The sequence below is a fragment of the Dethiosulfovibrio peptidovorans DSM 11002 genome (assembly GCF_000172975.1).
Taxonomy (GTDB): Bacteria; Synergistota; Synergistia; order Synergistales; family Dethiosulfovibrionaceae; genus Dethiosulfovibrio; species Dethiosulfovibrio peptidovorans.
Window position 1 is genome coordinate 61829 of sequence record NZ_ABTR02000001.1, and the last position, 25953, is coordinate 87781.

26 protein-coding genes are annotated in these 25953 nt (G+C 56.6%); 5 read left to right on the forward strand and 21 right to left on the reverse strand.

Features of this window, described 5'->3' with window-relative positions:
• Positions 1-146: 146 nt before the first annotated feature.
• The 20 genes from gatB to DPEP_RS00455 form a co-directional block, all read right to left on the reverse strand.
• Positions 147-1616 carry an Asp-tRNA(Asn)/Glu-tRNA(Gln) amidotransferase subunit GatB gene (gatB, locus tag DPEP_RS00360; protein WP_005658587.1) on the reverse strand — a complete coding sequence of 490 codons (1470 nt, stop codon included), beginning with the start codon at positions 1614-1616 and terminating at the stop codon, positions 147-149.
• Complete coding sequence (gene gatA / locus DPEP_RS00365; protein ID WP_005658588.1) at positions 1616-3088, reverse strand: Asp-tRNA(Asn)/Glu-tRNA(Gln) amidotransferase subunit GatA; 1473 nt, start codon at positions 3086-3088, stop codon at positions 1616-1618. Before gatA ends, gatB begins: the two co-directional genes overlap by 1 nt.
• Entirely contained in the window at positions 3088-3381 is a 294-nt protein-coding gene (gene gatC / locus DPEP_RS00370; protein WP_005658589.1) for an Asp-tRNA(Asn)/Glu-tRNA(Gln) amidotransferase subunit GatC, read from the reverse strand. The genes gatA and gatC overlap by 1 nt, the downstream gene beginning before the upstream one ends.
• Positions 3382-3384: 3 nt before the next feature.
• Entirely contained in the window at positions 3385-5409 is a 2025-nt protein-coding gene (ligA, locus tag DPEP_RS00375) for an NAD-dependent DNA ligase LigA (RefSeq protein ID WP_005658590.1), read from the reverse strand.
• A 7-nt stretch (positions 5410-5416) separates the two neighbouring features.
• Positions 5417-6928, reverse strand: coding sequence for a lysine--tRNA ligase (lysS, locus tag DPEP_RS00380; protein ID WP_005658591.1), 1512 nt, complete (start codon positions 6926-6928; stop codon positions 5417-5419).
• Complete coding sequence (locus tag DPEP_RS00385) at positions 6921-7958, reverse strand: tRNA dihydrouridine synthase (protein WP_005658592.1); 1038 nt, start codon at positions 7956-7958, stop codon at positions 6921-6923. The genes lysS and DPEP_RS00385 overlap by 8 nt, the downstream gene beginning before the upstream one ends.
• Positions 7942-8703, reverse strand: a complete 762-nt coding sequence (locus DPEP_RS00390) for a type III pantothenate kinase (RefSeq protein WP_005658594.1) — start codon at positions 8701-8703, stop codon at positions 7942-7944. Before DPEP_RS00390 ends, DPEP_RS00385 begins: the two co-directional genes overlap by 17 nt.
• 16 nt (positions 8704-8719) lie before the next feature.
• Entirely contained in the window at positions 8720-10132 is a 1413-nt protein-coding gene (locus DPEP_RS12530) for a ComEC/Rec2 family competence protein (RefSeq protein ID WP_005658595.1), read from the reverse strand.
• Positions 10133-10822: a ComEA family DNA-binding protein gene (locus DPEP_RS13505; RefSeq protein ID WP_005658596.1), complete on the reverse strand. Its 690-nt coding sequence runs from the start codon at positions 10820-10822 to the stop codon at positions 10133-10135.
• A gap of 18 nt (positions 10823-10840) precedes the next feature.
• A complete protein-coding gene (gene miaB, locus DPEP_RS00405) occupies positions 10841-12169 on the reverse strand; it encodes a tRNA (N6-isopentenyl adenosine(37)-C2)-methylthiotransferase MiaB (RefSeq protein ID WP_005658598.1) in 1329 nt (442 codons plus the stop codon).
• Between the two features lie 139 nt (positions 12170-12308).
• Complete coding sequence (locus DPEP_RS00410) at positions 12309-13070, reverse strand: transporter substrate-binding domain-containing protein (RefSeq protein WP_005658600.1); 762 nt, start codon at positions 13068-13070, stop codon at positions 12309-12311.
• A gap of 190 nt (positions 13071-13260) precedes the next feature.
• A complete protein-coding gene (gene rd, locus DPEP_RS00415; protein ID WP_005658603.1) occupies positions 13261-13419 on the reverse strand; it encodes a rubredoxin in 159 nt (52 codons plus the stop codon).
• Between the two features lie 87 nt (positions 13420-13506).
• The gene (locus DPEP_RS00420) at positions 13507-14622 is read right to left on the reverse strand and encodes a M24 family metallopeptidase (protein WP_005658604.1); all 1116 of its coding nucleotides are present in this window, start codon (positions 14620-14622) and stop codon (positions 13507-13509) included.
• Entirely contained in the window at positions 14623-15615 is a 993-nt protein-coding gene (locus DPEP_RS00425; protein ID WP_005658605.1) for an AIR synthase related protein, read from the reverse strand.
• Positions 15608-16168: an epoxyqueuosine reductase QueH gene (locus tag DPEP_RS00430; RefSeq protein ID WP_005658607.1), complete on the reverse strand. Its 561-nt coding sequence runs from the start codon at positions 16166-16168 to the stop codon at positions 15608-15610. Before DPEP_RS00430 ends, DPEP_RS00425 begins: the two co-directional genes overlap by 8 nt.
• A complete protein-coding gene (locus DPEP_RS00435) occupies positions 16155-16961 on the reverse strand; it encodes a tRNA (adenine-N1)-methyltransferase (protein ID WP_005658609.1) in 807 nt (268 codons plus the stop codon). Before DPEP_RS00435 ends, DPEP_RS00430 begins: the two co-directional genes overlap by 14 nt.
• 1 nt (position 16962) lies before the next feature.
• Positions 16963-18870, reverse strand: a complete 1908-nt coding sequence (locus DPEP_RS00440; RefSeq protein WP_005658611.1) for a transketolase — start codon at positions 18868-18870, stop codon at positions 16963-16965.
• Positions 18871-18899: 29 nt separating this feature from the next.
• Positions 18900-19310: a translation initiation factor gene (locus tag DPEP_RS00445; protein WP_005658613.1), complete on the reverse strand. Its 411-nt coding sequence runs from the start codon at positions 19308-19310 to the stop codon at positions 18900-18902.
• On the reverse strand, positions 19310-19501 hold the full coding sequence (locus DPEP_RS00450; protein ID WP_005658615.1) for a hypothetical protein: 192 nt from the start codon (positions 19499-19501) through the stop codon (positions 19310-19312). The genes DPEP_RS00445 and DPEP_RS00450 overlap by 1 nt, the downstream gene beginning before the upstream one ends.
• An 18-nt stretch (positions 19502-19519) precedes the next feature.
• On the reverse strand, positions 19520-19813 hold the full coding sequence (locus tag DPEP_RS00455; RefSeq protein ID WP_338033377.1) for a putative Se/S carrier protein: 294 nt from the start codon (positions 19811-19813) through the stop codon (positions 19520-19522).
• A 149-nt stretch (positions 19814-19962) separates the two neighbouring features.
• Between DPEP_RS00455 and yedE the strand changes: the two genes are divergently transcribed.
• Both yedE and DPEP_RS00465 read left to right on the forward strand, forming a co-directional pair.
• Positions 19963-21054, forward strand: coding sequence for a YedE family putative selenium transporter (gene yedE, locus DPEP_RS00460; protein ID WP_005658619.1), 1092 nt, complete (start codon positions 19963-19965; stop codon positions 21052-21054).
• A 12-nt stretch (positions 21055-21066) separates the two neighbouring features.
• The gene (locus tag DPEP_RS00465; protein WP_005658621.1) at positions 21067-21288 is read left to right on the forward strand and encodes a sulfurtransferase TusA family protein; all 222 of its coding nucleotides are present in this window, start codon (positions 21067-21069) and stop codon (positions 21286-21288) included.
• A 59-nt stretch (positions 21289-21347) separates the two neighbouring features.
• Here the strand turns inward: DPEP_RS00465 and thrC are convergent, their stop codons facing one another.
• On the reverse strand, positions 21348-22544 hold the full coding sequence (gene thrC / locus DPEP_RS00470; protein ID WP_005658623.1) for a threonine synthase: 1197 nt from the start codon (positions 22542-22544) through the stop codon (positions 21348-21350).
• 103 nt (positions 22545-22647) lie between these two features.
• On the opposite strand from thrC, the gene DPEP_RS00475 reads away from it, so the two are divergent.
• The 3 genes from DPEP_RS00475 to DPEP_RS00485 all read left to right on the forward strand — a co-directional run bounded on the left by DPEP_RS00475 (position 22648) and on the right by DPEP_RS00485 (position 25942).
• A complete protein-coding gene (locus DPEP_RS00475) occupies positions 22648-23751 on the forward strand; it encodes a sensor histidine kinase (RefSeq protein ID WP_005658625.1) in 1104 nt (367 codons plus the stop codon).
• Positions 23729-24376, forward strand: coding sequence for a response regulator (locus tag DPEP_RS00480; RefSeq protein ID WP_005658627.1), 648 nt, complete (start codon positions 23729-23731; stop codon positions 24374-24376). Before DPEP_RS00475 ends, DPEP_RS00480 begins: the two co-directional genes overlap by 23 nt.
• Before the next feature lie 252 nt (positions 24377-24628).
• The gene (locus tag DPEP_RS00485; protein WP_005658628.1) at positions 24629-25942 is read left to right on the forward strand and encodes a glycine/sarcosine/betaine reductase component B subunit; all 1314 of its coding nucleotides are present in this window, start codon (positions 24629-24631) and stop codon (positions 25940-25942) included.
• Positions 25943-25953 lie beyond the last annotated feature (11 nt).

The following is a 25953-nucleotide window of genomic DNA, read 5'->3' on the forward strand; positions in this document are numbered from 1 at the left end:
ACTCAGCGTTAGCGCTGGTGACGATTCAGATTCCGATGCTTCGACGACGGCCCAAAAACAGGGACTCCCGATGAAGCGGGCTCCCCCTCCCCAAGCCTCGGGAGCAGGGGGAACCGCCACTATTGTACCAGATCAGTAGTATCTGATCATCGGGGTAATTCGATATCCAGTATCTTGGCAACCTCCCTGGGGTCCGCCTGCCCTCTGGCTTCCTTCATGACCTGTCCCTGAAGGAACTTGCGTTTTTTGTCCTTTTTGTCATCGCCGGAACGTATTACGTCGACGACGTCTCCGTTGGCCTCCAGGACCGATCGAATCAGAGAAGTCAGTCCATCTCCCGAGAGGTTCCCGGCGGTCACACCGCAGGCATCTATGGCCTCTTTCAGGGAGATCTCCCTGGATATCATGGCGTCGAAGACCTCTTTTGCCGCCGTGGTCGAGAGCTTTTTGCCCTCCACCATCCGCAGCAACTCTACTAGGGCGGTCGGGGACAGGGAAAACTCGGAGATATGGCCTCCCTTTTCGTTCAGTACCCGAAGCACCTCTGTTCTTATCCAGTTGGAAGCCCTGGCGGGAGACGCCCCGGCCTCCACGCAGGCCTCGAAATACTCGGCCAGGTCCTTTTGCTCCGTAAGTACCGAGATGTCGTCCTGGGGGAGGTCGAAGTCCCTCTCATATCGAGCCTTCTTGTCCCATGGAAGCTCGGGCAGATCCCTCTCGATATCCTCTACATAGCTATCCGACAGGACCAGTGGAGGAAGATCCGGCTCGGTGAAGTAACGATAGTCGTTGGACTCCTCCTTGCTCCTGGACGAGCTGGTCTCTCCGGCGCTGTCGTCCCAGTTACGGGTTTCCTGATGGATCTCTCCTCCGTCGGAGAGGATGGCACCCTGACGTCGGATCTCGAACTCCAACGCCCTCTCCAGTGCCCTGAGGGAGTTCATGTTCTTGACCTCAACCCTGTTGCCCCACCGCCCGTCCGACACCTTGAGGGAAATGTTGGCGTCTACCCTCATGGACCCCTTTTCCATGTCCCCGTCGGAAACGCCAAGATATCTGACCATCTGACGAAGGGTGGCGACGTATTCCTTGGCCATCCTGGGGGAAGTTATGTCCGGTTCGGAGACTATCTCCGCCAGGGGAACGCTGGAGCGGTTGTAGTCCACGAAGGACTGGGTAGATCCGACGATACGACCGTCCGAGGCTCCGTGGACCAGCTTTCCTGCGTCCTCCTCGAGATGAAGCCTGGTTATGCCGACTTTATAGGGCCTACCGTCGTCGTCTGTGACAGTAACCTCTCCCTTCTCCGCAAGAGGAACGTAAAATTCGGAGATCTGGTATGCCTTGGGCAGATCGGGGTAAAAATAGTTCTTCCTGTCGAAGCGGGTAACCCGGTTTATAGTACACCCCAAGGCCAGACCGGCTCTGACACCGAGCTCAACAGCTCTCTCGTTCAGAACCGGAAGGGTTCCGGGCTGACCGGTGCAGAGAGGACATATATTGGTGTTGGGCGTCGCTCCTATGTAATCGGTGGAACAGCCGCAGAAAAGCTTTGTCCTGGTGTTCAGCTGTACGTGTATCTCCAGCCCTATGACGGTCGTAAAGGTCAGGGACATCACAGATCACCTCCATCGGCTATTTTGGCCCCTCCGAAACGGTGTTCCATCACCACAGCGGTGGAGAGAAGCTCTTTCTCGCCCCATCGGGGAGCTATGAACTGGACTCCAAGAGGAAGACCTTCCTCGGAAAAACCGACGTTGATGGATATTCCCGGAAGCCCCGCCATATTGACCGGAATGGTGAAGACGTCGGCCATGTACATGGCGATCGGATCGTCTATCAACTCACCGACCTTGAAGGCCGGGGTCGGAGAGGGAGGCAGTATTATGGAGTCGACCTTTTCGAAGGCCTTGGCAAATTCCTGCTTAATGACCTTTCGCACCTTCTGAGCCTTCAGATAATAGGCGTCGTAGAAACCGGCGCTCAGAACGTAGGTCCCTGTCAGGATACGTCTTTTGACCTCGTCCCCGAAACCGTCCTTTCTCGTCTTGAGATAAAGCTCCATCAGGCTCTCAGAATCCTTTGAGGACGATCCATAACGGACTCCGTCGAAACGGGCCAGGTTGGAGCTGGCCTCGGCAGGAGCCAGTATGTAATAGCTGGCCAATCCGTGATCGATGGCGGTTCCCAGAGATATCTCGACCATCTCCGCCCCGGCTTCCTCACAGGCCTTCATCGCTTCGGAGAGAGCCTTTTTCATCCTTTCATCATAATCGTACTCGGCGACCTCTTTAAGATAGCCGATCCTCTTTCCCTTCAGATCTCGAGCGGCTAGGGCCTGGGAGAACTCGTCCGCGGGTACCGGCTGACTGGTGGAATCCATTGGATCGTGAACTCCCAGAACCTCCATCACCAAGGCAACGTCCTCGGCGGTTCTGGCAAAAGGGCCTATCTGATCCAAAGAGGACGCGAAGGCAACCAGACCGTAGCGGCTCGTCCTTCCGTAAGTGGGTTTCAGACCGTAGACTCCACAGAAAGAGGCAGGCTGACGGATGGAACCGCCTGTATCGCTGCCCAAGGCGATTGGGGCATATCCCGCTGCGACCGCGGCAGCGCTTCCTCCGGAACTTCCCCCTGGAACCCTGTCAAGCGCCCATGGGTTGGAAGTGACGCCGAAGGCCGAGTTCTCGGTAGATCCACCCATGGCGAACTCATCCATGTTGGCCTTGCCCAGAAGGACCGCTCCTGCCTCTAAGAGAAGCCTCACCACCGTGGCGTCGTAGGGAGGAACCCATTTCTCGAGGATCCTACTGGCACAGGTGGTCTTTACCCCTGCTGTACACATGTTATCCTTCAGTATCACTGGAACCCCTCCGAGAGGACCTAGGTCCTCTCCGGCGGATCTTCGCCCATCCAGCTCCCTGGCTCGGGCGATGGCGGCATCGGCCGTAACGGTAAGCATGGCATGGATCTCGGGCTCTTTGGACTCCATCCTGGAGAGGCAGGAACGAACGACGTCCTCGGCGGAGAAACGACCATCTTTGACGCCGGACGCTACCTTCGTCGCTGAAAGTCTGAAAAGCTCCATCACGCATCCCCTCCTATTCTGGGCACCTTTATGAAGTCGCCCTGCCGCGAGGGGGACTGATCCAATATGGCATCCCTGTTCTCCCAGCGAACCGGTTCGTCCTTGCGGAGCTTCAGTGGCTCGGCGTCCTCTATGGTGAAGGGATCCACGTCGGACAGATCCAGCTCCTCCATCTTGTCGAAATAGTCCAGGATCGTGTTGAAGTGCTCCGTCAAAGGTCCGACTTCGTCTTCTCCGACCTCAAGTCGAGCCAGCAACCCCACCTTCTTTACGTCTTCAGGGGTTATTTTCATCGTCTATTCCTCCTTTTCGTTACCGGCAAGGGATTCGACCATCTCGTAGAATCCATCTTCGTCCAAGACGGGGATTCCCAGCGATACGGCCTTATCGAGCTTGCTCCCCGGCGATTCTCCTGCCACCACGTAGCTGGTTTTGCCGCTCACGGAAGATGTGGCCTTGCCTCCCATGGACTTCACCAGTTTCTGAGCTTCCGAACGACTCGCCCTCTTCAGCTCTCCGGTGAAGACGAAGGTCATTCCCGAGAGTAGTTTTCCGTCCGACGACGTCTCAGGTCGCCTCTCCTCCATTCGGACTCCGTGATCCATCAACCTGTCGAGAGTTCGGATGTTTCCATCGTCGGAGAAAAACGCCTCCAACGAGGCTGCAATGGCGGGGCCGACACCCTCGATAGACCCGAGTTCCTCCGGATCGGCTCGACGGAGGGCCTCCATGGATCCGTAGCGTTCCACCAGAAGCTCGGCAACCCCTTTGCCTACGTGCCTTATACCCAGCCCCGCCAGAAGTGCCGCCAGAGGACGGTCCTTGGATCCCCTTATGGCTGAGATCAGATTGGACGCAGATTTAGGCCCCATCCTGTCCAACGAGATTATCTGTTCTTCCTTAAGCTCGTAGAGGTCGGCCAGATCCCTCACAAAACCGGAGCCCACCAGCTGAGAAGCCACCCTCTCTCCGAGACCCCTTATATCCATGCACCCTCTGGAGGCGAAGTGCCTCAGCTCCTCGTTCATCTGGGCGGGACAGGATTTGTTGGGACACCTCCAGGCGGACTCGTCGGGAAGACGAACCGCCTCGGAGCCGCAGATAGGGCAGTTGCGAGGCATCTCGAAGGGAATCTCCGTTCCGTTACGAGCCTCCGAGTCCACCGACACTATCTCCGGTATTATCTCGCCGGCCTTTCGGACCTTGACTCTGTCTCCTATCCTGACGTCCTTCCTGCGTATCTCGTCCTCGTTATGCAGACTGGCACGACGAACCACGCTGCCGGCCAGTTGAACCGGTTCAAGTATGGCCACCGGGGTCATGGCACCGGTCCTACCCACCGATATCTCTATTTCCTTCAAGACGGTGGTTTTCTCCTCCGGAGGATATTTATAGGCCACGGCCCATCTCGGAGCCCTGGCTGTTCGACCGAGCCTGCCCCACTGCTCCACGGGATCGGCCTTCACCACCACCCCGTCGGTGACGTAGGAAAGAGAAAAACGCTCTTCCTGCCACCGGGCCACGAATTCCTCCACCTCATCCAGATCGGAACAGAGTTCCCATGCGTCCTGGACCGGCAGACCCGCTTTTTTCAACCAAGACAAAAGATCGGACTGGGAATTTATTCCTCTCTCCTCTGGAGAGACCACGGCATAGACGAACAGATCGAGCCGCCTTTCCGCCGCCACTCTAGGATCCAGCTGTCTCAGACTACCGGCAGCGGCGTTTCTGGGATTGGCGAAAAGGGGATCACCCTTCTCCTCCCTTCGTTCGTTCAACCTAGCGAAGCTGTTCTTCGCCATGTACACCTCGCCTCTGACCTCCAGCCTTCCCGGCACGTCGATGTTCAGCCGAAGAGGCAGCGATCTCACCGTCAAGAGGTTGGAAGTGACGTCCTCCCCGACGGAACCGTCCCCTCTGGTGGCCCCTCCTACGAATACCCCGTCCTCGTAGATCAGAGAGACCGCCAGTCCGTCTATTTTAAGTTCACATACCCAGGGAAAGGAACTTACGGGGCCGGTCGCCCTGGAGAGGAAGGATCGAAGCTCCGAGACGTCGAAGACGTCGTCCAGGCTCAGCATGGGGTGGGAGTGTACCACCTTGAGGAAGCCGTCAAGAGGACGGCCTCCTACTCGGCGGGAGGGAGAATCGTCTGAGACGAGGGTCGGGTGCTCTCTCTCCAGTTCCAGAAGCTCCCTCATCATGCGGTCGTAAGAGCTGTCGTCGATCTCAGGGCTGTCCAGCACGTAATAGAGACGATCGTGCCTGGCTATCTCTTTCTTGAGGCTTTCGTACCGCCTCAGGATATCCCGAGAGACCATGGAGGTATCAGGCCTTGGGCTTCATCGTCGGAAACAGGATGACGTCCCTTATGGATCTGCTGTCCGTCAGGAACATGATCAGCCTGTCTATGCCTATCCCCAGCCCACCTGTCGGAGGAAGCCCTTGTTCCAGGGCGTTGACGAAGTCCTCGTCGAAGGGATGGCCCTCCTCGTCTCCTGCCGCCTTCAATTTTGCCTGATCCTCGAAGCGGGCCCTCTGATCTATGGGGTCGTTGAGCTCGCTGAAACCGTTGGCCACCTCGCTGCCGCAGACGAACAGCTCGAAACGATGGGTGTAGTCCGGATTGTCCGGATTCCTCTTGGACAGAGGTGATATCTCGGTGGGATGGCCCATGACGAAGGTGGGCTGTACGAGATGTTCTTCCACAAACTCCTCCACCATCATGGTGAGAACCTTGAAGCGACTCTCGTCGCCCTCCAGCGCCAGCCCCTCGCCCTCGGCTATCCTGCGGGCTTCGTTATCGTCGTCTATGCCGTCGAAGTCCACCCCGCAATGCTCCTTGACCAACTCCACCATGGTGGCCCTACGGAAGGGTTTGCCAAGATCCAACTCGGTTCCCTGCCAGGTGACCGTGGTGCTGCCTGTGGCGTCGAGAGCCGCCTTTCTCACTATCTCCTCTGTGAGGTCCATCATGTCGACGTAGTCGCAGTAGGGCCAGTAGACCTCCATGGCGGTGAACTCGGGGTTGTGCATGGCGTCCATTCCCTCGTTGCGGAAGTTCTTGCCCATCTCGTATACTCGCCCCATCATCCCCACGACCAATCTCTTCAGGTGAAGCTCCGTGGCTATACGGAGGTACATATCCAGATCCAGAGCGTTGTGGTGGGTCACGAAGGGCCTGGCGTTCGCCCCTCCCGCCAGGTAGGAGAGCATCGGGGTCTCCACCTCCAGGGTGCCGTGATCCTCGAGGGTCTTTCTAACCGACGATATTATCCTCGCCCTCTGGCGGAAAACGTCCCTGACCTCAGGATTTACCATCAGGTCGACGTACCTCTTGCGGTAACGGACCTCAGTATCGGTAAGACCGTGCCACTTCTCCGGCAAAGGCCTCAATGCCTTGCTGAGAAGCACGCACCGAGTTACCGCTATGGTAAGCTCCCCTCTTCTGGTGCGGAAGGGATGTCCCTCTACACCGATGATATCCCCGGCGTCTATCCATTTCTTGAAGAACCGGTAGCATTCCTCTCCCATGGAATCCAGACGGAAATAGAGCTGCATGGACCCCGTCTCGTCCTGCATGTTGGCGAAAGAGGCCTTCCCCTGTTTTCTGACTGTCATTAGACGGCCCGCCACCGAAAGGGAGACATCTTCTCTGGACTCGTCGACGGAGATATCGTCGTGGTCTCTACGGACCTCGGCCAGGGTATGTTTGACCCCCCAGCTCTCGTTGACGTAGGGATCGTATCCCTCTTCCTCCCTCAACCTTCTCAGCTTGTCCATCCTCTGGCTGAGTATCTCCTCCTCGGGAGTCAAGGATCCCCGCTCCATATCACTCATCTTTTATTCCCCTTTCAAAAAATTGCCTCCAGTCCCTGATATGGGCGCACATGGTGCCCCAATCGGACGCGGACGCTATAGCCCTTCTGTAGGAGGAACAACCGGGTACGCCCCGGAAGACCCCCGACATCAATCTTTTCAACAAGACCATGGCCACCCTCTCTCCGTGGAAGGTCGACAGATCTTCCGCGAGATCGGAAAACAAAGCCGCTCTCGTCTCGATAGACGGCGGATCGTCGTAGACCGAATCTCCGATATTATAGCCCAAGTGGGAGAGGATTCGTGGCAACACGAAGGGATCGGTCACGCCTCCTCTGGCTAGAAACACAGAGACACAGCCTCCAGCCAGAGCCTTCGACACGTCCTCGGGACCGGAGATATCTCCAGAGGCGGATATCACACCGGGCAGGGCTCGGGCTACCCGGCGGACCTCGTCGAAATCGGAGGTCCCCTCGTATCTCTGAGAAGCGGTCCTGCCATGGACCCCTACGTTAGCCGCACCTGCCTCCACAAGAGCCGACGCGAACTCCAGCGTATCCGGTCCCGATCCGTCCGGCACTATCTTTCTTATCTTGGGCCATACGGGAAGACCCAGGCGGTTCAGACGTCGGACCATATCGACCGCCAGGTCCAGCCGGCTCAGGAGTCTGGCTCCGGCCCCCTTCTTGAGAACCTTAGGCATGGGGCAGGCCATGTTTATGCCCAGGGCATCGAACGGAACTCCCAAGGACAGAGCGATCTCCGCACCTCGCATGAGGGTATCCGAGTCTCCTGCGAAAAGCTGGAGGACCAGAGGCCCCTCTCCGGGAGCCCTGAAAAGCATTTCCGTAGTCTTCCTGTTCTTCCTAGTAAGTCCGGCACAGCTGACCATCTCGGTGTGAGCCAACCCTGCTCCGAGCCGCCAGAACATCCTTCTAACCGCCGGAAGGGTGACTCCTGCCATAGGAGCCATCATTATCGGATTGGACAGCTCCAGCCCCCCTACGATGAAGGAGGGTCCCTCCATACCAGGCCTAAGTGAGCCTGTCATATATCAACCTCAATCCCTCCAGGGTCAGCCATGGCTCCAAGGAAGAGATCGTCTCCGAGACCGATGCCACCGTCGCCGAATGTCCTCCGGTGGCGATCACGGGGCTCTCCCTTCCGATCTGCTTCCATATCCTGCGGACCAGAGCATCCACCGAACCGGCGGTACCGTAGACGACGCCGGACTGAATGGCCCACCTGGTGTTTTTTCCTATTACCGATCCTGGGGCCTCCAGCGCCACCTGCGGCAGTTTTGAGGTCTTGCCGAAAAGGGCGTCCATGCTGGTGACCAACCCGGGCGATATGGTGCCTCCAAGATAGGCTCCGTCTTCGGATATGACGTCCAGAGTTATGGCTGTTCCGAAATCCACCACTATCAGAGGCGATCCGTATTTGGATATTCCCGCCACCGAGTTGACCAATCTGTCGGCCCCGACCTCCCAGCGGTTTTCGTAGGCTATGGAAAGCCCTATATCGAGATCGGCGTTAACCCTTATACAGCGAACCCCTATATATGACTCGACCGCCTCCGCTATTATGAGATCCAAGGAGGGGACCACGCTGGACATGGCAGCCCCGGTTATGTCCGACGGAGAGATGGACGAAAGCGTAAGCAGGTTCAGCAGGAGGATCCCCACCTCGTCGGAAGTCTTCCTCTCGGACACCAATCTCCAATGTCGGACCAGACGGTTTCCCTCGAATACTCCTATAACGGTCGTAGTGTTCCCTACGTCAATGACCAGGATCATGGTCTACACGCTCCTCTCACAAAAAATCCATCAACAACTTCTCGAGAGATACGAGGACCAGCAAAAGGACCCCGCCTCTGTAGATAGGTATTCTGAATCTAAGGATCATCACTATCGTCACCACCCCGACTGCCAAAGCCGGAAACCATGGATTCCAACCCACGGAGACGAAGGGGATAGAGTCCGCTCCCAGAGCCCAAAGCTCGAAGGCCCCCTCGGGAATCATGGTAAATATATCTCCTCCAGGAAGACCTAGAAGTGAGGGAAGCGAGCAGAGCGCCGCCAGAGGAAGCAGCACCGCGAAAACAGGCAGAGCTACGAGATTGAGGACCAGACCGTTGGCCGATACCGATCCGAAGGTCCCTGCTATTATAGGAGCCGTTACGATCCATAAAAGAGGGCTCATAGCCAGTGCCTTTTTCCAGCTGGAGACTCCCTTGGTCGACGCCATGGCCGTCACCACAAGAGCACAGGAGACCGACAGTCGCCACCCCAGATCCCAGAACCACCAGGGACGCCAGGCCAATAGAGCTATCGCGGCCAAAACCACCGAGTTTACCCCGGAGGAAGGCCGTCCGATCGCCGGTCCCAAGGTCGCCAGCTGTATCATCAGGGCAGCCCTGACCGAGCTAGCCGCCCCTCCTGCCAGAAGTACATAGAGCCACACTACGGCGGAGACGAATAACCAGGCCAGGCGGAGCCGTCTGAAAACCACCCAGGTCAAAGCGGCCACCACCCCTACGTGAAAACCGGAGACCGCCAGGAGATGGGCCGTTCCCCATCTCCTGTGAGACCTTTCCAGTTCGGGGTCCCTCCCTCCCAGCAACGAAGCCAGAAGATAACCTCTAGTGAGAGGAGGCAATCTGAGAAGTATCCGTCTCCTGAGGTTCGATCTCAGGGATCCCAACGAGAAAGACCGGCCCCTGTCTATCGACTTCCTTACTATCAGCTCTCCCGAAACTCCCCTGGCCAGCCAGTAGAGCCTCTCGTCGAAACCTCCCTTATCCCTCGCACCTCTTAGAGGAACGACCTCCCCGGACAGATCCAACTCGGCTCCCTCGAGAGAGGAACGGATCGCAGGAACCTTGGCGACGAAACGCCCCTCCGAGGTATCTATCACCATAGCCCTGCCTCTGCCCCAGCTACGCTCGGCCACGACTATACCGGTCGAGTCTATAGGACCGGACGGAGAATTTCCATCCAGCCTTACGGAACAATAAAAGGCGACGACGAAGGATATCGTCGTCACCAGGACCGCCATGACGTAACGTCTTTTGTCCCATTTAACCGACAGGACCATCAGAGATCCCAGAGCGAAAAGTGCGGCTATCGCTCCCATGACGATGGGAGAGAGCCTTGAGGACCAGGGGAGAGACAGACAAAGCGACAGCAATACGGGGACGGCTGGAGCCTCCGCCAGGAGATCCATCTAACGCACCGTTACCAGAGTCCTGACGGTCTCCAGCTTTTTAGGACCTATGCCTTTCACCTTGGTTAGCTCATCCACCGAACGAAATGGACCGATCTTTTCCCTGTAGGATAGGATCGCCGCGGCGGTTTTAGGCCCTATTCCGGGAAGGGTCTCCAACTCCTCCGACGAAGCGGAGTTGAGGTTTACCGCTCCGGAACGTTCCGAAGCGGAACCGGTGGAAGTTCCGGCATAGGACAGAGCCGTAACCGAAGACGAACTTCCGGGGCGGCCGGTATCGACCGAAGCCCTCGCTGCCTTCGATCGAAGAGGAACGTGTACGTGGGCACCGTCGGCCAGTGGAGCGGCCAGGTTAACCGCGACGTCGTCGGCCCCCGATGTCATTCCTCCGGCGGACTCCACCAGGTGGTACACCCTGCTACCGCTGGGCAGGTGGTAGACCCCGGGAGATTCGACCGCCCCGGTCACGTAGACCACCCAGCTCTCGGGGACTTGGACTTTCCTGGGAGCTGGGTCCTCCTCGACCCTGGGAGCCTCCTTCACGGACAGAGCCGGTCCCGCCTTGGATGTAGGTTCGGACATACCTTCCCAGCGTCCCGAAAAAGAGCGGATCATAAGCCCGGCGCCGCCGAAACACACCAGACCCAACAGGATCAATCCTATATGGAGAATCCGGTCCTTCCCCTTCATATTAAGACCTCCCGAAATCTATGATAGCCCCTCCACCTCTGATATCTCGCCGTGAAGACACCAGTTCTCCGCCCTGACTATTTTCACATCGGCAAAACGGCCTGCCCACGAGGCCTCCCCGGGGCATATGACCACCTTATCGGTCATGGTCCTTCCCTGCACGAGTCCATCGCCCTTGGGTGCCGGGCCGTCTATAAGTATACGGTAACGTCGCCCCACCGTGGCCTCGTTTATCTCCATGGCGATGGACGACTGGAGTCGATTTATCTCGGAAAGCCGCCGGAACTTCTCCTCATCCGGCAGTTGATCCTCCATTTTCGCCGCCGGGGTGCCCGCCCTAGGGGAATAGGCAGCGGTATGGACCAGGTCGAAACGAAATTGTCTCACCGCTTCCATCGAGGCCATAAAGTCCTCCTCCGTCTCTCCGGGGAAACCGACTATTAGATCCGACGTAAGACCGACCTCCGGCAGCCCCTCCCTTATGATCCTCACGGTCTCGGTATATTCGGCAATAGAGTAGTGCCTGTTCATACTCTTCAAAATTCTGTCGCTTCCCGACTGTATGGGAAGGTTTATCCCCGGACATATTTTAGGATATTCGGCCATGACGGACACCACGTCGGCGGTCAGATCCTTTGGATAGGAGGTCATGAACCTCACTAGATCCACACCGTCGGTCTCGGCCACGTCCCTGAGGAGGTCGGCGAAACGATAGGACCTATCGAAATCGGCACCGTAGGTATCCACGTTCTGCCCCAACAGGGAGATCTCCCTGACGCCATCGTCCACCAATGCACGTATCTCCTCCAGTATCTCCTCGCTGTCTCGGGACATGAAGCGTCCTCTGACGTAGGGAACGATACAGTAAGTGCAGAAATAATCGCAACCGTGAGCTATGGTGACGTAGGCCTTCCAGGGGTTATCCCGTTTTATCGGGACAACGTCGAGATCGTTGAACTCCCTGGCGTCGGCGTCCAAGAGATCCACCCTCTCACCGGAGACAGCCCTGATCAATCCGTCCGGTATGAAACCGATGCTTCTGGGACCGGCTATCATCCTTATCCAGGGGAAACGCTTCATCATGTCCCTTCCGACATTTTGAGCCATACATCCCACGAGACACACGATCGGGGATTTTTTGCCTTCCCAACCGGGACGGTATCTCCCCATCTCGCTCCATATCTTGTGCTCCGCCTTGTCCCTTATGCTACAGCCCACGTAGACCACGACGTCGGCATCTGTCTCGGGAACCTCCCGCCACCCCTTGAGGATCATTGCGGTCCTTATCTTGTCCCCGTCGTACACGTTCATCTGACACCCATATACCTTTATGCAAAAACCAAACACTAGATCTCCTCCAATTACGGACGGAAAAATATCGCCCCGACATCGCCCGGCCAGAGTATATTACCCCAAAAACGGGCACTAAAAAAGGAGGGCCTGAGCCCTCCTCTATATAATCTGTCGATTTTGAAGTCAATAAAACCTAGTCTATTCCCCACTTATCCTTGAGTTCCTGGAAGGTGGGCCCGGAAAGCACCTCTGCGAGAGCTGCGTTGACGTTCTTCTTCAGCTCCATGTCCTCCAGACCCATGGCCAGAGCCATGCCGGTCTGGGATATGGGATGGAAGAAGGCTACCTTCAACGTGTCGGTGTAGTCCTTGTTGTTTTTCAGGTTTTCTTTAGTAACGGTACCATCCACGCAGGCGACGTCTACCCTGCCGAGGAGGACCTCTCTGAAAGCGTCGTCGGTCTTCTGGTATCTCTTCACCTCAAGCCCCTTCCGCTTCGACACGAAGGCATCCTGGATGGTCCCGAGCTGCACAGAGACCTTTTTACCGTCCAGATCATCCAGGGAGGCTATATCGGTTCTGTCCGCTTTCACTGTGAATGCGTCAGGGGTAGTGTAGTACACGTCGGAGAAAGCCACTCTTTTTGCCCTCTCGGGAGTAGCACTCATTCCGGCCGCTATCATGTCTATCTTGCCGGTGAGAAGAGAGGGTATGAGAGCATCGAAGGCCATGTCCACTATCTCGACCTTCTTGCCCATCTTGCTGGCGATCGTATTTATCAGATCGATATCGAAACCCACTATCTTATTTTCCTCGTTTCTAAACTCGAAGGGCTTAAAGGTAGACTCGGTTCCCACCAGAAGGGTATCCTTGTCCATGGCTGAGGCGGCTAAAACCGTCGACGACAGAACAAAGAAAGACAGGACTGCCATACATAGGATCAATACTTTTTTCATGATCTACACCTCCAAAGATTTGAACTTCACTTTACGCGCAGCTAGCTAAAAAAACCTCATGATATTATAGATCACGATAAAATCCTGTCAAGCCTATGTCGAAAATGTGAACGATCGTTCCCCAAAAAAGCGGAGGAGCCCATAGGGCTCCTCCTAGATAACGCGTCATCAAACGATTTCAGGGCCGGATCTAGGCCTCCTCGAACATATCCTTGCCGACGCCGCATTCGGGACAGACCCAATCGTCGGGGATGTCCTCAAACGCCGTTCCCGGAGCGATTCCGCTGTCGGGATCGCCTACGGCAGGATCGTATTCCCAGCCACAAACGGTGCAAACGTATTTTTTCATCCCTATATATCCCCCTTTATATTGGCTTACGCCCCCTAGGACGCACTCTAACCGGATTATACACTACCGGGGCGATGGATCAAAATCTCAAAGAGAAAGTATCCTGAAATCCTGAGGGAGATCGCAGGAAAGACGACGATGTCCGTCCTCTGTCACAAGATAGTCGTCCTCCAGCCTCAGACCGCCTCTTTCAGGGATGTACACCCCCGGTTCCACCGTCACCACGTCTCCGGGAGAGAGGATCTCGGCCGACCTGGGAGACAGTCGAGGCGATTCGTGTATCTCGACCCCGAGTCCGTGCCCCAGACCATGACCGAAGAAATCTCCATAACCGGCCTTATCGATAACGGAACGGGCCACAAAGTCGACATCTCTACCGGTCTTTCCCGGGGCTATGGCCTCCGCTCCCGCACTGTGGGCCTTTTCCAGAAGCGAGTGGATCTCGAGAAACTCCGGATCGGACACCTCTCCTAGGGAAAAGTTTCTGGTGAGATCCGACATGTAACCGCCGTAGGCCGCTCCGAAATCGACCGTGACCCACTCGCCTTTGGCGAGCTTCTTGTCCGAAGCGGTGCCGTGAGGCAGGGCGCTTCTTACCCCGGAAGCCACTATGAAACGGTGATCGGGCCACCCTCCCTCGCCGCCTAAGGATACGATATGACCTTCCAGACATTTGGAGAACTCCAGTTCGGTCATACCTACAGAGACGTCCGTCAGAGCTCTTTCATAAGCATCCGACGCTATTTGACAGGCCTTCACTATCGTGGAGATCTCCAGATCGTCCTTGGTCCTGCGGATGGCCGGAATCATTCCGTCCGTATCCTCCCAGATAACGGAAAAGCTGGACAGCCTCCGATAGGTTCCGTAGCTCAGGGTCTCTCCCTCAAAACCGCAACGACGGACCGAGTGCCTCCGAAGCATTTCCTCGATCATGTCGAATATGGTCTGTTGCTTGCTCTGGACCAGCACCCTGAAGGGGGTCTGTTCCGCCGCCTGGGACACGTAACGACTGTCGGTGGACAACATGGCGTCGTCGTCCGTTATGAGAACCGCCGCAGAACTTCCTCTAAAACCGGAGAGATAGAACACGTTTTCCCATCCGTACCTTTCGACGTCGGTGAGCAAGACCCCGTCCAGCCCCCTGACGGCCATCTCCTTACGAAGACGGCCAACCCTGTTCCAGAGATGATCGAAATTCGACATTCAGATGCGCCTCCCGGCCATGCCTAAAACTCTCCACAGCTCTTCCTCCGTGGAGATCTCCAGATTTCCCTTCCCCTCGGTTATCCTGCCCACCAGACTCCCCGCGATACCGCAGGATTCCAGAATACAGAGCGACTCCTCCACGTCTTCGTAGGAGACCACAGCAAGGAGGACCCCGGAGGATATAAGCTTCAGGGGATCGAAACCTATTTCCTCCGAAGCCCTGATGGTCAGGGGATGTAAGGGCAAATTCTCCCTGTACAGATCCACCCCGGTACGACCGAGTCTGGACAGTTCCGAAAGCCCTCCCAGAAACCCGCCCTCGGTGGGGTCGTGCATATATTTGGCCAGATGCCTGATCTTACGTGCCTCCGGCACCACCGATATTTCATCCAGCCAGGATCGAATCGAGGAGATCTCATCCCGAGACATGAAGGAAAGCAGATCGGGCCTGTCGTTGGCCAATATGGCCATTCCCTCCAGGCCTATGTGCTTGGTGGCGATTATGCCATCCCCCGGGGCGAGATCGGTAGAGCTGTAACGGTAGGAGGTAGTCCCTATCATTGTACCCATCACTACCGGCTTTTCGTAACGATCGGTCATCTCCGTATGACCACCAACCACGGCCACTCCTATCTCACGGCAGACCTGATCTATCTCCGCCATGGTCTTCTCGGCGAAGGTCTTTCCCATCGATACCGGCACTATCAAGGTCACCACCAGATAGGCAGGGTCTCCTCCCTTACAGGCTATATCGTTGGCATTTACGTGGACCAGATACCGACCGGCTCCCCCCTCCGCCCCCACTATGGGATCGGAGGATACGGTCAGAAGAGCTCCCTCGGGCCACTCTATGAGGGCGGCGTCCTCTCCGATACCAGGGCCTACTATGACCTCCGGTCTGAGAGCTCCGCAGTATCTCAATATCTGATTCTCCAGCTCCGCCGGAGGCAGTTTCCCAACCAGGTATTCTCTATCGGTCATGCTACTCATCTCGATTCCTCATGCTGTATATGCATCCGCAGTAGTTCTGGCGATAGATCCCTAGACGGCGGCTCTCCCTCACGGACCGTAGGAACCCGTCTCTCTTGCGCCATACCCGGTCCTCCCAGATAAGACCCAATCTATCCGCCTCTTCTCTGCCGATGAAGTTTATAAATTCCGGATCCTTATGTGGACTTATAGTCAAGGTGGTGGTCAGACGATCGATGCCGAGTCCAGAGGCCACCTCGGCTGCCGCCCTTAGCTGAACCCTGAAACAGACGGAACAACGCCGTCCACCTTCCGGCTCGTCCTCCAGTCCTCTCACCGCCTCGAACCAGGGATCGGCCAGATACCGACAGGGAGCCAGATTTCCGGAGTTACTCCGGGCAACGGCCTCGACCGCCTGTAACCTGCGGGCATATTCGCCTGCCGGATGGATGTTGCCACCGTAGAAAAAACCGGTGACGTCGAACCCCTCCAAGGCCAGCTTCGGCCAGGGAATGGTGGCGTCCGGACCGCAGCATATATGGAGAAGAATTCTTTTGGCATCACCAGTACTCATCGGGAACCACCCCTGCCTTCAAGGTTGAGGCAAACACCATGAACCCGGTGTGGGCGACCATGGAGTCTTCCGGACGAAGCCTCTTAGGATTGGTCTTCCAGTTTCTCTGAGAGGTCTCGGTAACGACCAGATCGGCACATCCGGCCTCTCTAAGGCTTTCCAGCACCATCTCGACCTGGTTGACCGTGGGAACCAAGACGGCAAGCCGACCCCCAGGAGCCAGGGCAGACACGGCGGGCTCCACGATCTTCCAAGGACAACGCACGTCCAGGAACAGGGCGTCCAGATCCCTCTCTTGGAATCCCGCCTCCTCTACGTCGGCGACCCTGAAGAGAACCCTATCGTCCACCCCCCAGCGTCTACAGTTATCCATGGCGACCTTCTGATGATCCTCCCGGACATCGTAGCTGTAGACTCTGCCCCCGGGACCCACGAAATGGGCGAGAAATACCGTCATCCCTCCGGAGCCGGAGCCGCATTCCAACACGGAGGCTCCGGGACGGATGTCCAACGAGGTGAGCAGAACTCCGGCGTCCTTCGGATAGACCACCTGGGTGACCCTGTGTATCTTTCGGCAAAAATCGGAGACGGTAGGCCTCACTACGAAGAACCTCTCTCCCTTCGTCGAGAGGACCTCGCCTCCGAAACCGGCGGCTAGTACGTCGTCGTGGCGGACGGCACCTATCCTGCTCCCCAGAGATCCGCCTTTGGCGAGACGGATCAGAAAAGAGTCTCCTTTTTTGTTAGAGGCCCAGAGCCTGACGTAGTCTCCCTCCTCTATGGGTTTAGCCATTCTATCCCCGAAGGACTCTCTCCACCTTGGCCACCAGGCCTTCGGAGGAAAGTCCCATTGCCTCGTAAACGTCCGAACTGGGGCCCGAGTCCCCGTAACGCTTGACTCCCATGAAGCTCCAACGTCCGGTCAGGCCAGCCTCGGCCGCTGCGGAAGACCATATCGAGCCCATGCCGGTCCTGGCACAGTGGTCCTCCAGAGCTATCACCTTTCCGGTGGAACAAGCGTCCTTCAGGGCGTCCATGTCCACCTCCAGAGGGCAGGATACGGCATAGACCTTGACCTCAACTCCCTTATCGGACAGACGATCCGCCGCCTCCATAGCCTTCGAAGCCATGGCTCCCAGGGCTAGAACGGCACAGTCGCCGCCGTCTCTCAGAAGGTGGGCATCGCCGTATCGGAAAGTCTCGTCTCCTCCGAAGAAGGGCTTGCCCTTGCCGTCCGACAGGGGGTGCAGCGTGCTGCGTCCCATGGCTAGGCATACGTTGCCCCTCTCGGCCAGAGCCCATCTGGTTGCCCGATCCGCCTGGTTGGGGTCGGAGGGCACCACGAGCTTCCATCCGAAGGTATTGGCCAGGAGCGACACGTAGTCTATGCACTGATGGGTCATGCCGTCCTCTCCCACGTCCAGTCCCACATGGGTCAGTGCCAGCTTCAGGTTGCAGTGGTTTATGTCGTTGAGCCTCTGCTGGTTGTAGGCCTCGGCAAGGCCGAAAACCCCAAAATCGGCCCATACGGGGATAACTCCGCAGCAGCTTGCGGCCCCGGCCACGGTGGCGGTGGAGTGCTCCTGTATGCCGCACTGGACGAAGCCATCAGGACAGGCCTTGGCGAAAGAGGCCGTCTTGACCGACCCTGCCAGATCGCAGTCGAACACCAGTATGGGGGTCCGCCCCTCCACGCCACAGTTAAGCGATCCCAGATCGGCCAGGGCATTGCCGAATCCGGAGCGGTTATCCACCTTTTCCTCGACCCCGTAGGTCCTTGGAGACCCGGTATCTACGGACACTGCAGGGACCTCCACCGATCTCCCCCTATAGTGAACCTGGTCACCCAAAGAGGCTGCCTCGACAAGGATATCGGGCTGACCTAGCTCCTCCATAGCCTGACGGTACAGGTCTCCGGTGGCGGCCTTGCCGTGGTAGTCCGGGCGGTCTTCCATGAAGGAGACTCCTTTTCCCATCACGGTACTGCACAGGATGACCGCCGGAACATCCATACCCTGAGCTTTTTCCATGGCACAGTAGATCGAACGGAAATCGTGGCCGTCGGCCTTCAGAACGGCCCAGCCGTCGGCCTTCCACAGAGCCTCTATGTTTACCGGCATGACGTCCTCTACCTTGCCGGATATCTGGATATCGTTCATGTCCACCAGAACGGTTATGTCCTTTATACCGTGGGCCACCGCTATTCGTCTGGCCTCGGCGAGCTGTCCTTTAGGCTGCTCTCCGTCTCCCATGAGAACGTAGACGTGACGGTCAAGTCCCCTCTTCTTAAGGGCCAATCCGTAACCGACACCGGCAGAGAGTCCCTGTCCGAGATTGCCACTGCCCCAGTCTATTCCCGGGATGGCCCTCTCCACGTGTCCCTGAAAGGCGCTGCCGCACCGTCTGAAATCGGCGACCGCCTCCAGGGGGTCCACGAAGCCGTTATGGGCCAACACCGCGTAGGCCGCCGGGGAGGTATGTCCGTGGCTTATCACCACGTAGTCCCTGTCGGTTCCGTCGCAGTTTTCCGGGGTCAAATCCGCAACGTCATAGGCCGCCAGATAGAGCTTCATGCTCGACAGAGACCCAGCCGGATGACCGCTCTTGGCCCTGGCCACCATGGACACCGCCAACCCTGAACACCGTCGTGCGGCCTCCTCCATCTCGTTCAATTTAACGTCGTTTAAGTCGTACTTTACCATTCGTATGAATCCTCCTCGACGCAGCGGCGTCAAACTCTAATCCGAACGCCTCGGTCCGATAGCCAACGACCGGCTCGTTCTCGGTTGTCTCCCTGAAGCACCACCCCGGAATCCTCCACGGAGGATCCGCAGCCCAGGGCTTTTCTCAGCTCCTTGGCCACCGACTTCAGAGAGACATCGTCCAAGCCCAATCCCTCAATCAGGGTCACCGTCTTTCCCCGTCGACCCTTTCTCTCTATTCTGAGCCCCGCCTTTTTTCCCTTCAAGAAATCCGAGACGTCGGAGGGAGAATCCTCTATGGGTAACTCCTTATCGCCCGAAAGGGAATCATCCTCGAAACGAACGTCGAATCCCATAGAGGCAGCGGCCTCGGCAAAGGCATCCTCCCCTGTGGGAAGCTCCTCCGCCAGGGGAACTTTGCGTTTCTTATCCCTTGCCATCAGCCTATATCATAGCCACCGGGAACACATTTTATCGAGAAATCCTCTCCCGGCTCGAACTGGACCGTCATGGACTGGCCTTCCTCCATGGACAACATCCTTTCGTACACCGCAGCGGCAACCTGAGCTCCCTCCAGATCGCTTGCCCCGGCGGTGTTACGCATCTCCTCTATCAACCTTCTGTCCAACATCTCTATCTATCAATCCCTTCAGTCCAGACGATGCCAACCGATAACGTCTATATCCCTATCGACACAGATAGATCGTATTTTCTCCTCGTCCTCGCAAGGATATTCGCAGGCCAACCCACAGCTCGACGAAAGACTTCTGGGCACCGGAACGACCTTGACGTTGAGGCCCTTTTTGCGAAAAAGCCGCTCGAACATTATAGCCATGCTGGTAACGTCGAAAGTGGCTAAACAGCGTATGACACACACCTCCCAACCTTTATCCAGGTCATGATAACGCCACCCCAGAAGGTAGGCAAGGATCGGGTTGAACAAATCCCTCGACTGATCTATAATTTCAAAGAATAAATTCCATAAAGGAGGTAACAAGAACCCTCTGATACCGCCGTTTAGTATTTTGTTTCCACTTTTATCCGTGTCGTTTCTAGAGACAATTCAAGTCGAAAGAAGAGGTGTTCGTCGATATGAAAGGTTTGGACAGGATCCTGTTGTCCAGGATGGGTCCTATCGTAGCGGGAATCGCCGTAGGGGTTCTGGCTCCTCTGTTGGTCCACTTGGGGAATCCGGGCAACATGGGAATATGCGTGGCCTGTTTCGAGAGGGACATAGCCGGTGCCCTGGGACTGCATAGGGCCGGGGTAGTCCAGTATCTCAGGCCGGAGATAATGGGAATAATACTGGGAGCCTTCCTCTCCGCCATGGCCTTCGGAGAATACAGGCCTCGGTCTGGTTCGTCTCCGGTGGTCCGGTTCTTCCTGGGGATGTTCGCTATGATAGGGGCCCTGATCTTCCTGGGATGTCCATGGAGAGGGTATCTCAGACTGGCAGGAGGAGACTGGAACGCTCTATTCGGGCTGGCCGGTCTCTTCGTAGGCATAGGAATAGGCATATTCTTCCTCTGGAGAGGGTTCAGCCTGGGAAGGAGCCACCCGGAAGAGAGGAGCTCGGGACTGATGATGCCCCTGATGGCTCTGGGACTTCTGGCTCTGCTCCTGATAGCCCCCAAATTCGGAGCGGAGGGTTCGGGCCCGGTATTCTTCTCCGCCAAGGGGCCGGGATCGATGTACGCTCCCTGGGTGGTCTCCCTTATCGTGGGTTTGTCCATAGGGTGGCTGGCCCAGAGAAGCCGGTTCTGCACAGTCGGCTCGGTCCGAGACCTTTTCATGCTGAAGGACTCCCACCTGTTCAACGGCATAATAGCCCTCTTGATCGCCGCAGTCGCGACTAACTACGCACTGGGACTGTTCAAACCGGGCTTCGCCGGTCAACCTGTGGCTCACACCGACGGCCTTTGGAACTTCCTCGGGATGGTTCTGGCCGGTCTGTCTTTCACCCTCGCCGGAGGCTGCCCCGGTAGACAGCTCATCATGAGTGGAGAGGGAGACGGAGACGCGGCGGTCTTCGTGCTGGGCATGGTAGCCGGAGCGGGAATAGCCCACAACTTCTCCCTGGCCAGCTCCCCGAAAGGCATAACCCCCTACGCACCGGGAGCTTGGATCGTAGGAATGATATTCTGCCTGGCGATCGGCTTCATGATGCGCCAGAAGTTGGACTGAGGAGGGATCGATATGGCTTCGGAGACTACAGTGGACGCCAGAGGGCTTTCCTGCCCTCAACCTGTCCTGGAGACAAAGAAAGCCCTGAACAAGGCATCCTCTGACGTGGTGTCCATCCTGGTGGACACGGAGACGGCCAGAAACAACGTAGAGAGGTTCGGAAAAAGCAAGGGATGGTCGGCATCCTGGGAGGAACAAAACGGAGAGTACAAGGTAACGTTCTCCCGTAAGTAGAAGATAGAGAAGGACGATCGGCGAGGAGGGATGCGTCATTTCCGTCCTCGCCGATCGTGTTATCGTCGGTCCAAAGCGTCTCCCAAACTTACCAGGGTGCTTTCCTCCCAGGTCAGATCGTGCTGTCCGAACACCGCCGTGTATTTGAGGCCGCTCCCGGTCAACACGAGAACCGCGGACTGGCCTGACTCGACCAGGCCGTCTCTGACAGCATCCTTCAAGGCAGCTAGGGAGACCGCCGAGGCAGGCTGAACGAACAACCCCTCCATCGCCAGCTCCCTCTGGGCCTCCAGTATGGAATCCTCCGAAACCGCCCGGCAGCTCCATCCATTCTCTCTGACGAGGCGAAGGACCTCGTTACCGCTGGGAGGAAAGGGATTCTCTATGGCATGGGCCACGGTGTGGGGAGAGTCAAACCTGCCCACCTTTGGACTTCCCTCCTCGAAGGCCCTTACGACCGGAGAACAGCCGTCGGCCTGAACCGCCATAAGCCTAGGCACCTTGTCTATCAGACCTGACAGAAAAAACTCCCTGAACCCCCTGGCTATTCCTCTGAAGTTTCCTCCTGCGCTAACCGGTATCAACACCCAGTCGGGCACGGTAAAGTTCAACTGTTCGCATATCTCGTAGGCGATGGTCCTAGATCCGGCCACCCTGAACGGGGCATCCGAGTTTATGAAGGCTATATCCCTGTCCTTGGCGAGCCAGAGACTTTCGTAATAGAGCCTGCCATAGTCTCCGTCCACCTTTATAAGCCTGGCACCGTACATGGCGATCGGCCCCAACTTTTCCCTTGGAAGCCCTCTTCCGACCAGGATGACCGTCTCAAGTCCGGCCTTGGCTCCGTATGCCGCCACGGAAGCGGCCATATTACCGGTGGAGACCGTGCCTATCCTGCTGTACCCCGACTCCAAAGCGTGTATGACCCCTGCAAGGGTTCCCCTGTCCTTGAAGGACCAGGTCGGATTCGCCCCCTCGTTTTTGCCCCACAATGAGGAAAGTCCCAGTCTTTTTCCAAGTCCGTCAAGCTTTACCAAAGGGGTGAACCCCTCTCCCAAGGATAGATCGGCTCTTCCGTTTGCGAAAGGAAAAAAGTCCTTGTATCGTTCTATCAGGGTCTCGCCGGCAACCCTAGGACCCGGCCTACCACCGACGACCTCCGGCAGCTCCAGTGGACCGTCGCAACCGGGACAACGAAGCGCTTTTTCGTCGTCGACCTGCTCGCCACATCCGGTACATACCAAACTAACACCCATAATCCAAGTCCCTCCTAAGCTGTGTATCTATTGCTGCGGCTTTTCGGATGGTAACATCGAGAAGAATCCCGTATGATTATACTGGAAGGGGATGTAGACCTGCATGAAAAGACAGGAAAAAGGGCTGGATGAGCTATCCTACAGGATATTTTTCGAGAGAACCTTCGACCCGATCTCCCTCTACGAGGTGGAGGCGGGAAAGGTTCGATTCATCGATGTAAATCCGGCCTACGAAGAGATAATGGGCATACCGAAAGAGGACATCGTCGGAAGGACTTTCCTGGAGGTATGGCCCGACGTGGAGCCTTGCTGGCACGACATCATAATGAAATGCCTGGAGACGAAGGGGTCTGTGCACTGCGAAAGCTACTGCGCCTCCATAGGCAAGTACCTGGAAGCCATAGCCTTTCCGATTCTGCCGGATCGGGTATCGGTAATATTCCTGGACCGTACGAGATGGAAAAAATCGGACGAAAAACTGAGGGAAAAACAAAAAGAACTCCTGGATTACAGGGAGGAGCTCCGTGAATTGGCAGCTCAACTGACCCTGTCGGAGGAAAAGACGAGAAGATCCATAGCCGGACAGATACACGATTCCATAGGACACTCTCTGGTAACTCTACTCCATAAACTGCAATCTCTCAGAGAAAGAGGCTGCTCCAAAGAGGAGCTCGACAACGCAATAGAATCGGTGGAGACTGTCATAGCCCAGAGCAGGGAACTGATATTCCAGGTGAGCCCCCCTACCCTATACGATATCGGCCTTAACCCGGCCCTGGAATCCCTGGCAGAACATCTATTGATTCCTCGGGGGATCCAGTATGACTTTCAGGGAGGAAACCTCGTACACCAGGCGGACGACAGGATATGCGTCCTCCTCTATCAGATGACCAGGGAACTGCTCATCAACGTCATCAAACACGCCAGGGCATCCCACGTATCGATAAGAGTCCACAGAGGCCCGGGAAAGATACAGGTCGTCGTAGAGGACGACGGCGTAGGTTTTCCCTCTCCCTTCACCTTCAAATGGGGAAAGCTGGATGGGTTCGGGCTCTTCAGCATCAGAGAGAGGCTTCACCCCATAGGGGGATCGATACAGATAATCTCCGAACCAGGCAAAGGAGCCACTGTAGCTATGACGGCACCTCTGAACATGCCGTCTCACGGAGAGAGAGGCGAACCCCTTGATACCGCTCATAATAGCTGACGATCACGAGCTGTTTCTGGAGGGTGTCAGGGACATACTCTCCAGAGAGGACGACCTGGACGTGCTGGCTCTGGCCAGGACGGGACAGGAGGCCTTGGAGCTCACGCTACAGCACCATCCCGACGTGGTAGTCATGGACGTCACCATGCCGAAGATGAACGGCATAGAGGCCTCAAGGAGGATAAAGTCCTCCTTGGGGGACGTCAAGATACTGGCCCTCTCAATGCACGCCGACAAAAGACTCATAGCGGAGATACTGAAGGCGGGAGCATCGGGATACGCCCTCAAGGAGGGCAGCTCGGAGGAACTGATAAGGGCCATACACATAGTGTCCTCCGGCGAGACCTACCTGAGCCCGAAGATAGCTTCCATACTGATAAAAGACTACCTCAAGTTGCTGGACACGGCGGTTCCGTCACGGGCCTCTCTACTGTCCGATAGGGAAAGAGAGGTTCTGGCGTTACTGGCGAAGGGCTCCAGCACCAAGGAGGTGGCCTCCTCCCTCCACATCAGTAAGAACACAGTGGACACACATAGGAGAAGGATAATGGAAAAACTGGACTGCGGAAACATAGCTGAACTGATCCGATTCGCCATAAGAGAAGGCCTCATAGACCTAGGATAACCGCTAAACGAGCCCCTGACCACGAAAAACGTGATCGGGGGCTCACGTTTTTCGTTACTTGTGATTCACGGATACCTCTATAGCCCAGAGGTGAAATCTAGATCATAATTATAACCGTAACGACGTTACGATAGTTAAAGACATAACTTTTGGTAGCTATAATGAACCGCTCTAAAGTGGTTTGAGAAGGCTCTGACAGGAAAGACATCGTAGAGATCCTGCAGAAGACCGAGGAAAAGGAGAGTCACGTCAATGAGACTTGAGATGGGTAATTTCCACGTGAAAGACATCGTCTTCGGAGACCGCACCTCCTACGCCGACGGAGTTCTCACCGTCGACAAGGAGGAGCTGTTGAGCTACGTGAAGGAGGAGGAACCGGGGATCACCACCGCGGATCTCAGGATAGTTAAACCCGGAGAGATGGTTAGGCTCTGCCCCGTCAAGGAGGCCATCGAGATGAGATGCAAGGTCTCCGGGAAGAGCCAGGGCATATTCCCCGGGGTCACATCTCCCATGGGCCAGGCAGGCCACGGCAGGACCCACGCCCTAAAGGGATGCAGTCTCATAGTCGTCGGAGAACACATGGGCGGGTTCCAGGACGGCGTTATCGACATGGGGGGGAAATACCAGGATCAGACCATCTTCGGAGACATGGTCAACCTCGTCTTAGTAGCGGACACCAACGAGGACTTCGAGAGATTCGAGCAGCAGAAGAAGAACAAGGCTCTCCGATGGGGTGGGATGAAGCTTGCCGAGTACATAGGCCAGTGCGTCAAGGAGAAGGACCCCGAGGACATCGAGGTGTTCGAACTTCCGGCCGTGACGGACAGAACCGCCGAGGTCAACGCCCTTCCCGGAGTCGTCTACGTTCTTCAGCCCCAGACCCAGATGGAGGCCATGGGCTACAACACCCTCATCTACGGCTGGGACGGCAACCACATGCTGCCCACATTCATGCATCCCAACGAGCTTCTGGACGGCTGTATGATATCCGGCAGTTTCATGCCCTCTTCCTCCAAGATCTCCACCTATGAATTCGGGGTAAACCCTGTGGTCAAGAGGCTTATGGCCGAACACGGCAAGACGATCAACTTCCTCGGAGTCATAATGGCGAACCTCAACGTCAAGATGAACGAGAAGGACCGTTGCGCCAAGATGATCGCTCAGATGGCCCACAACCTGGGAGCCACCGGAGCCATAGTAGCCGAGGAAGGCTACGGCAACCCCGACGTGGACTACACCGCCGCCTTGGTCGAACTGGAGAAGATAGGGGTCAAAACCGTCGGCATCTCCGACGAGGCCACAGGCAGAGACGGTGGATCTCAGCCTTTGGTGTCCATGAATCCCATGACCGACGCTTTGGTCTCCACCGGAAACGTCTCCCAGGTCTACGAGCTCGAGCCCATGGAGGTCATAGGCGAGCTCGAGGCTCTTGCCAGAGACGGAAACTCCGGAGGCTGGGAAGGCTGTGTAAAACCCGACGGCTCGGCCACCATGGAGAACAACGGTATGTTCTGCTGCAACCATATCAGCGGCTTTTCCAGAAAAACCTGCGCTGAATTTTAAGGGGTGAAGAA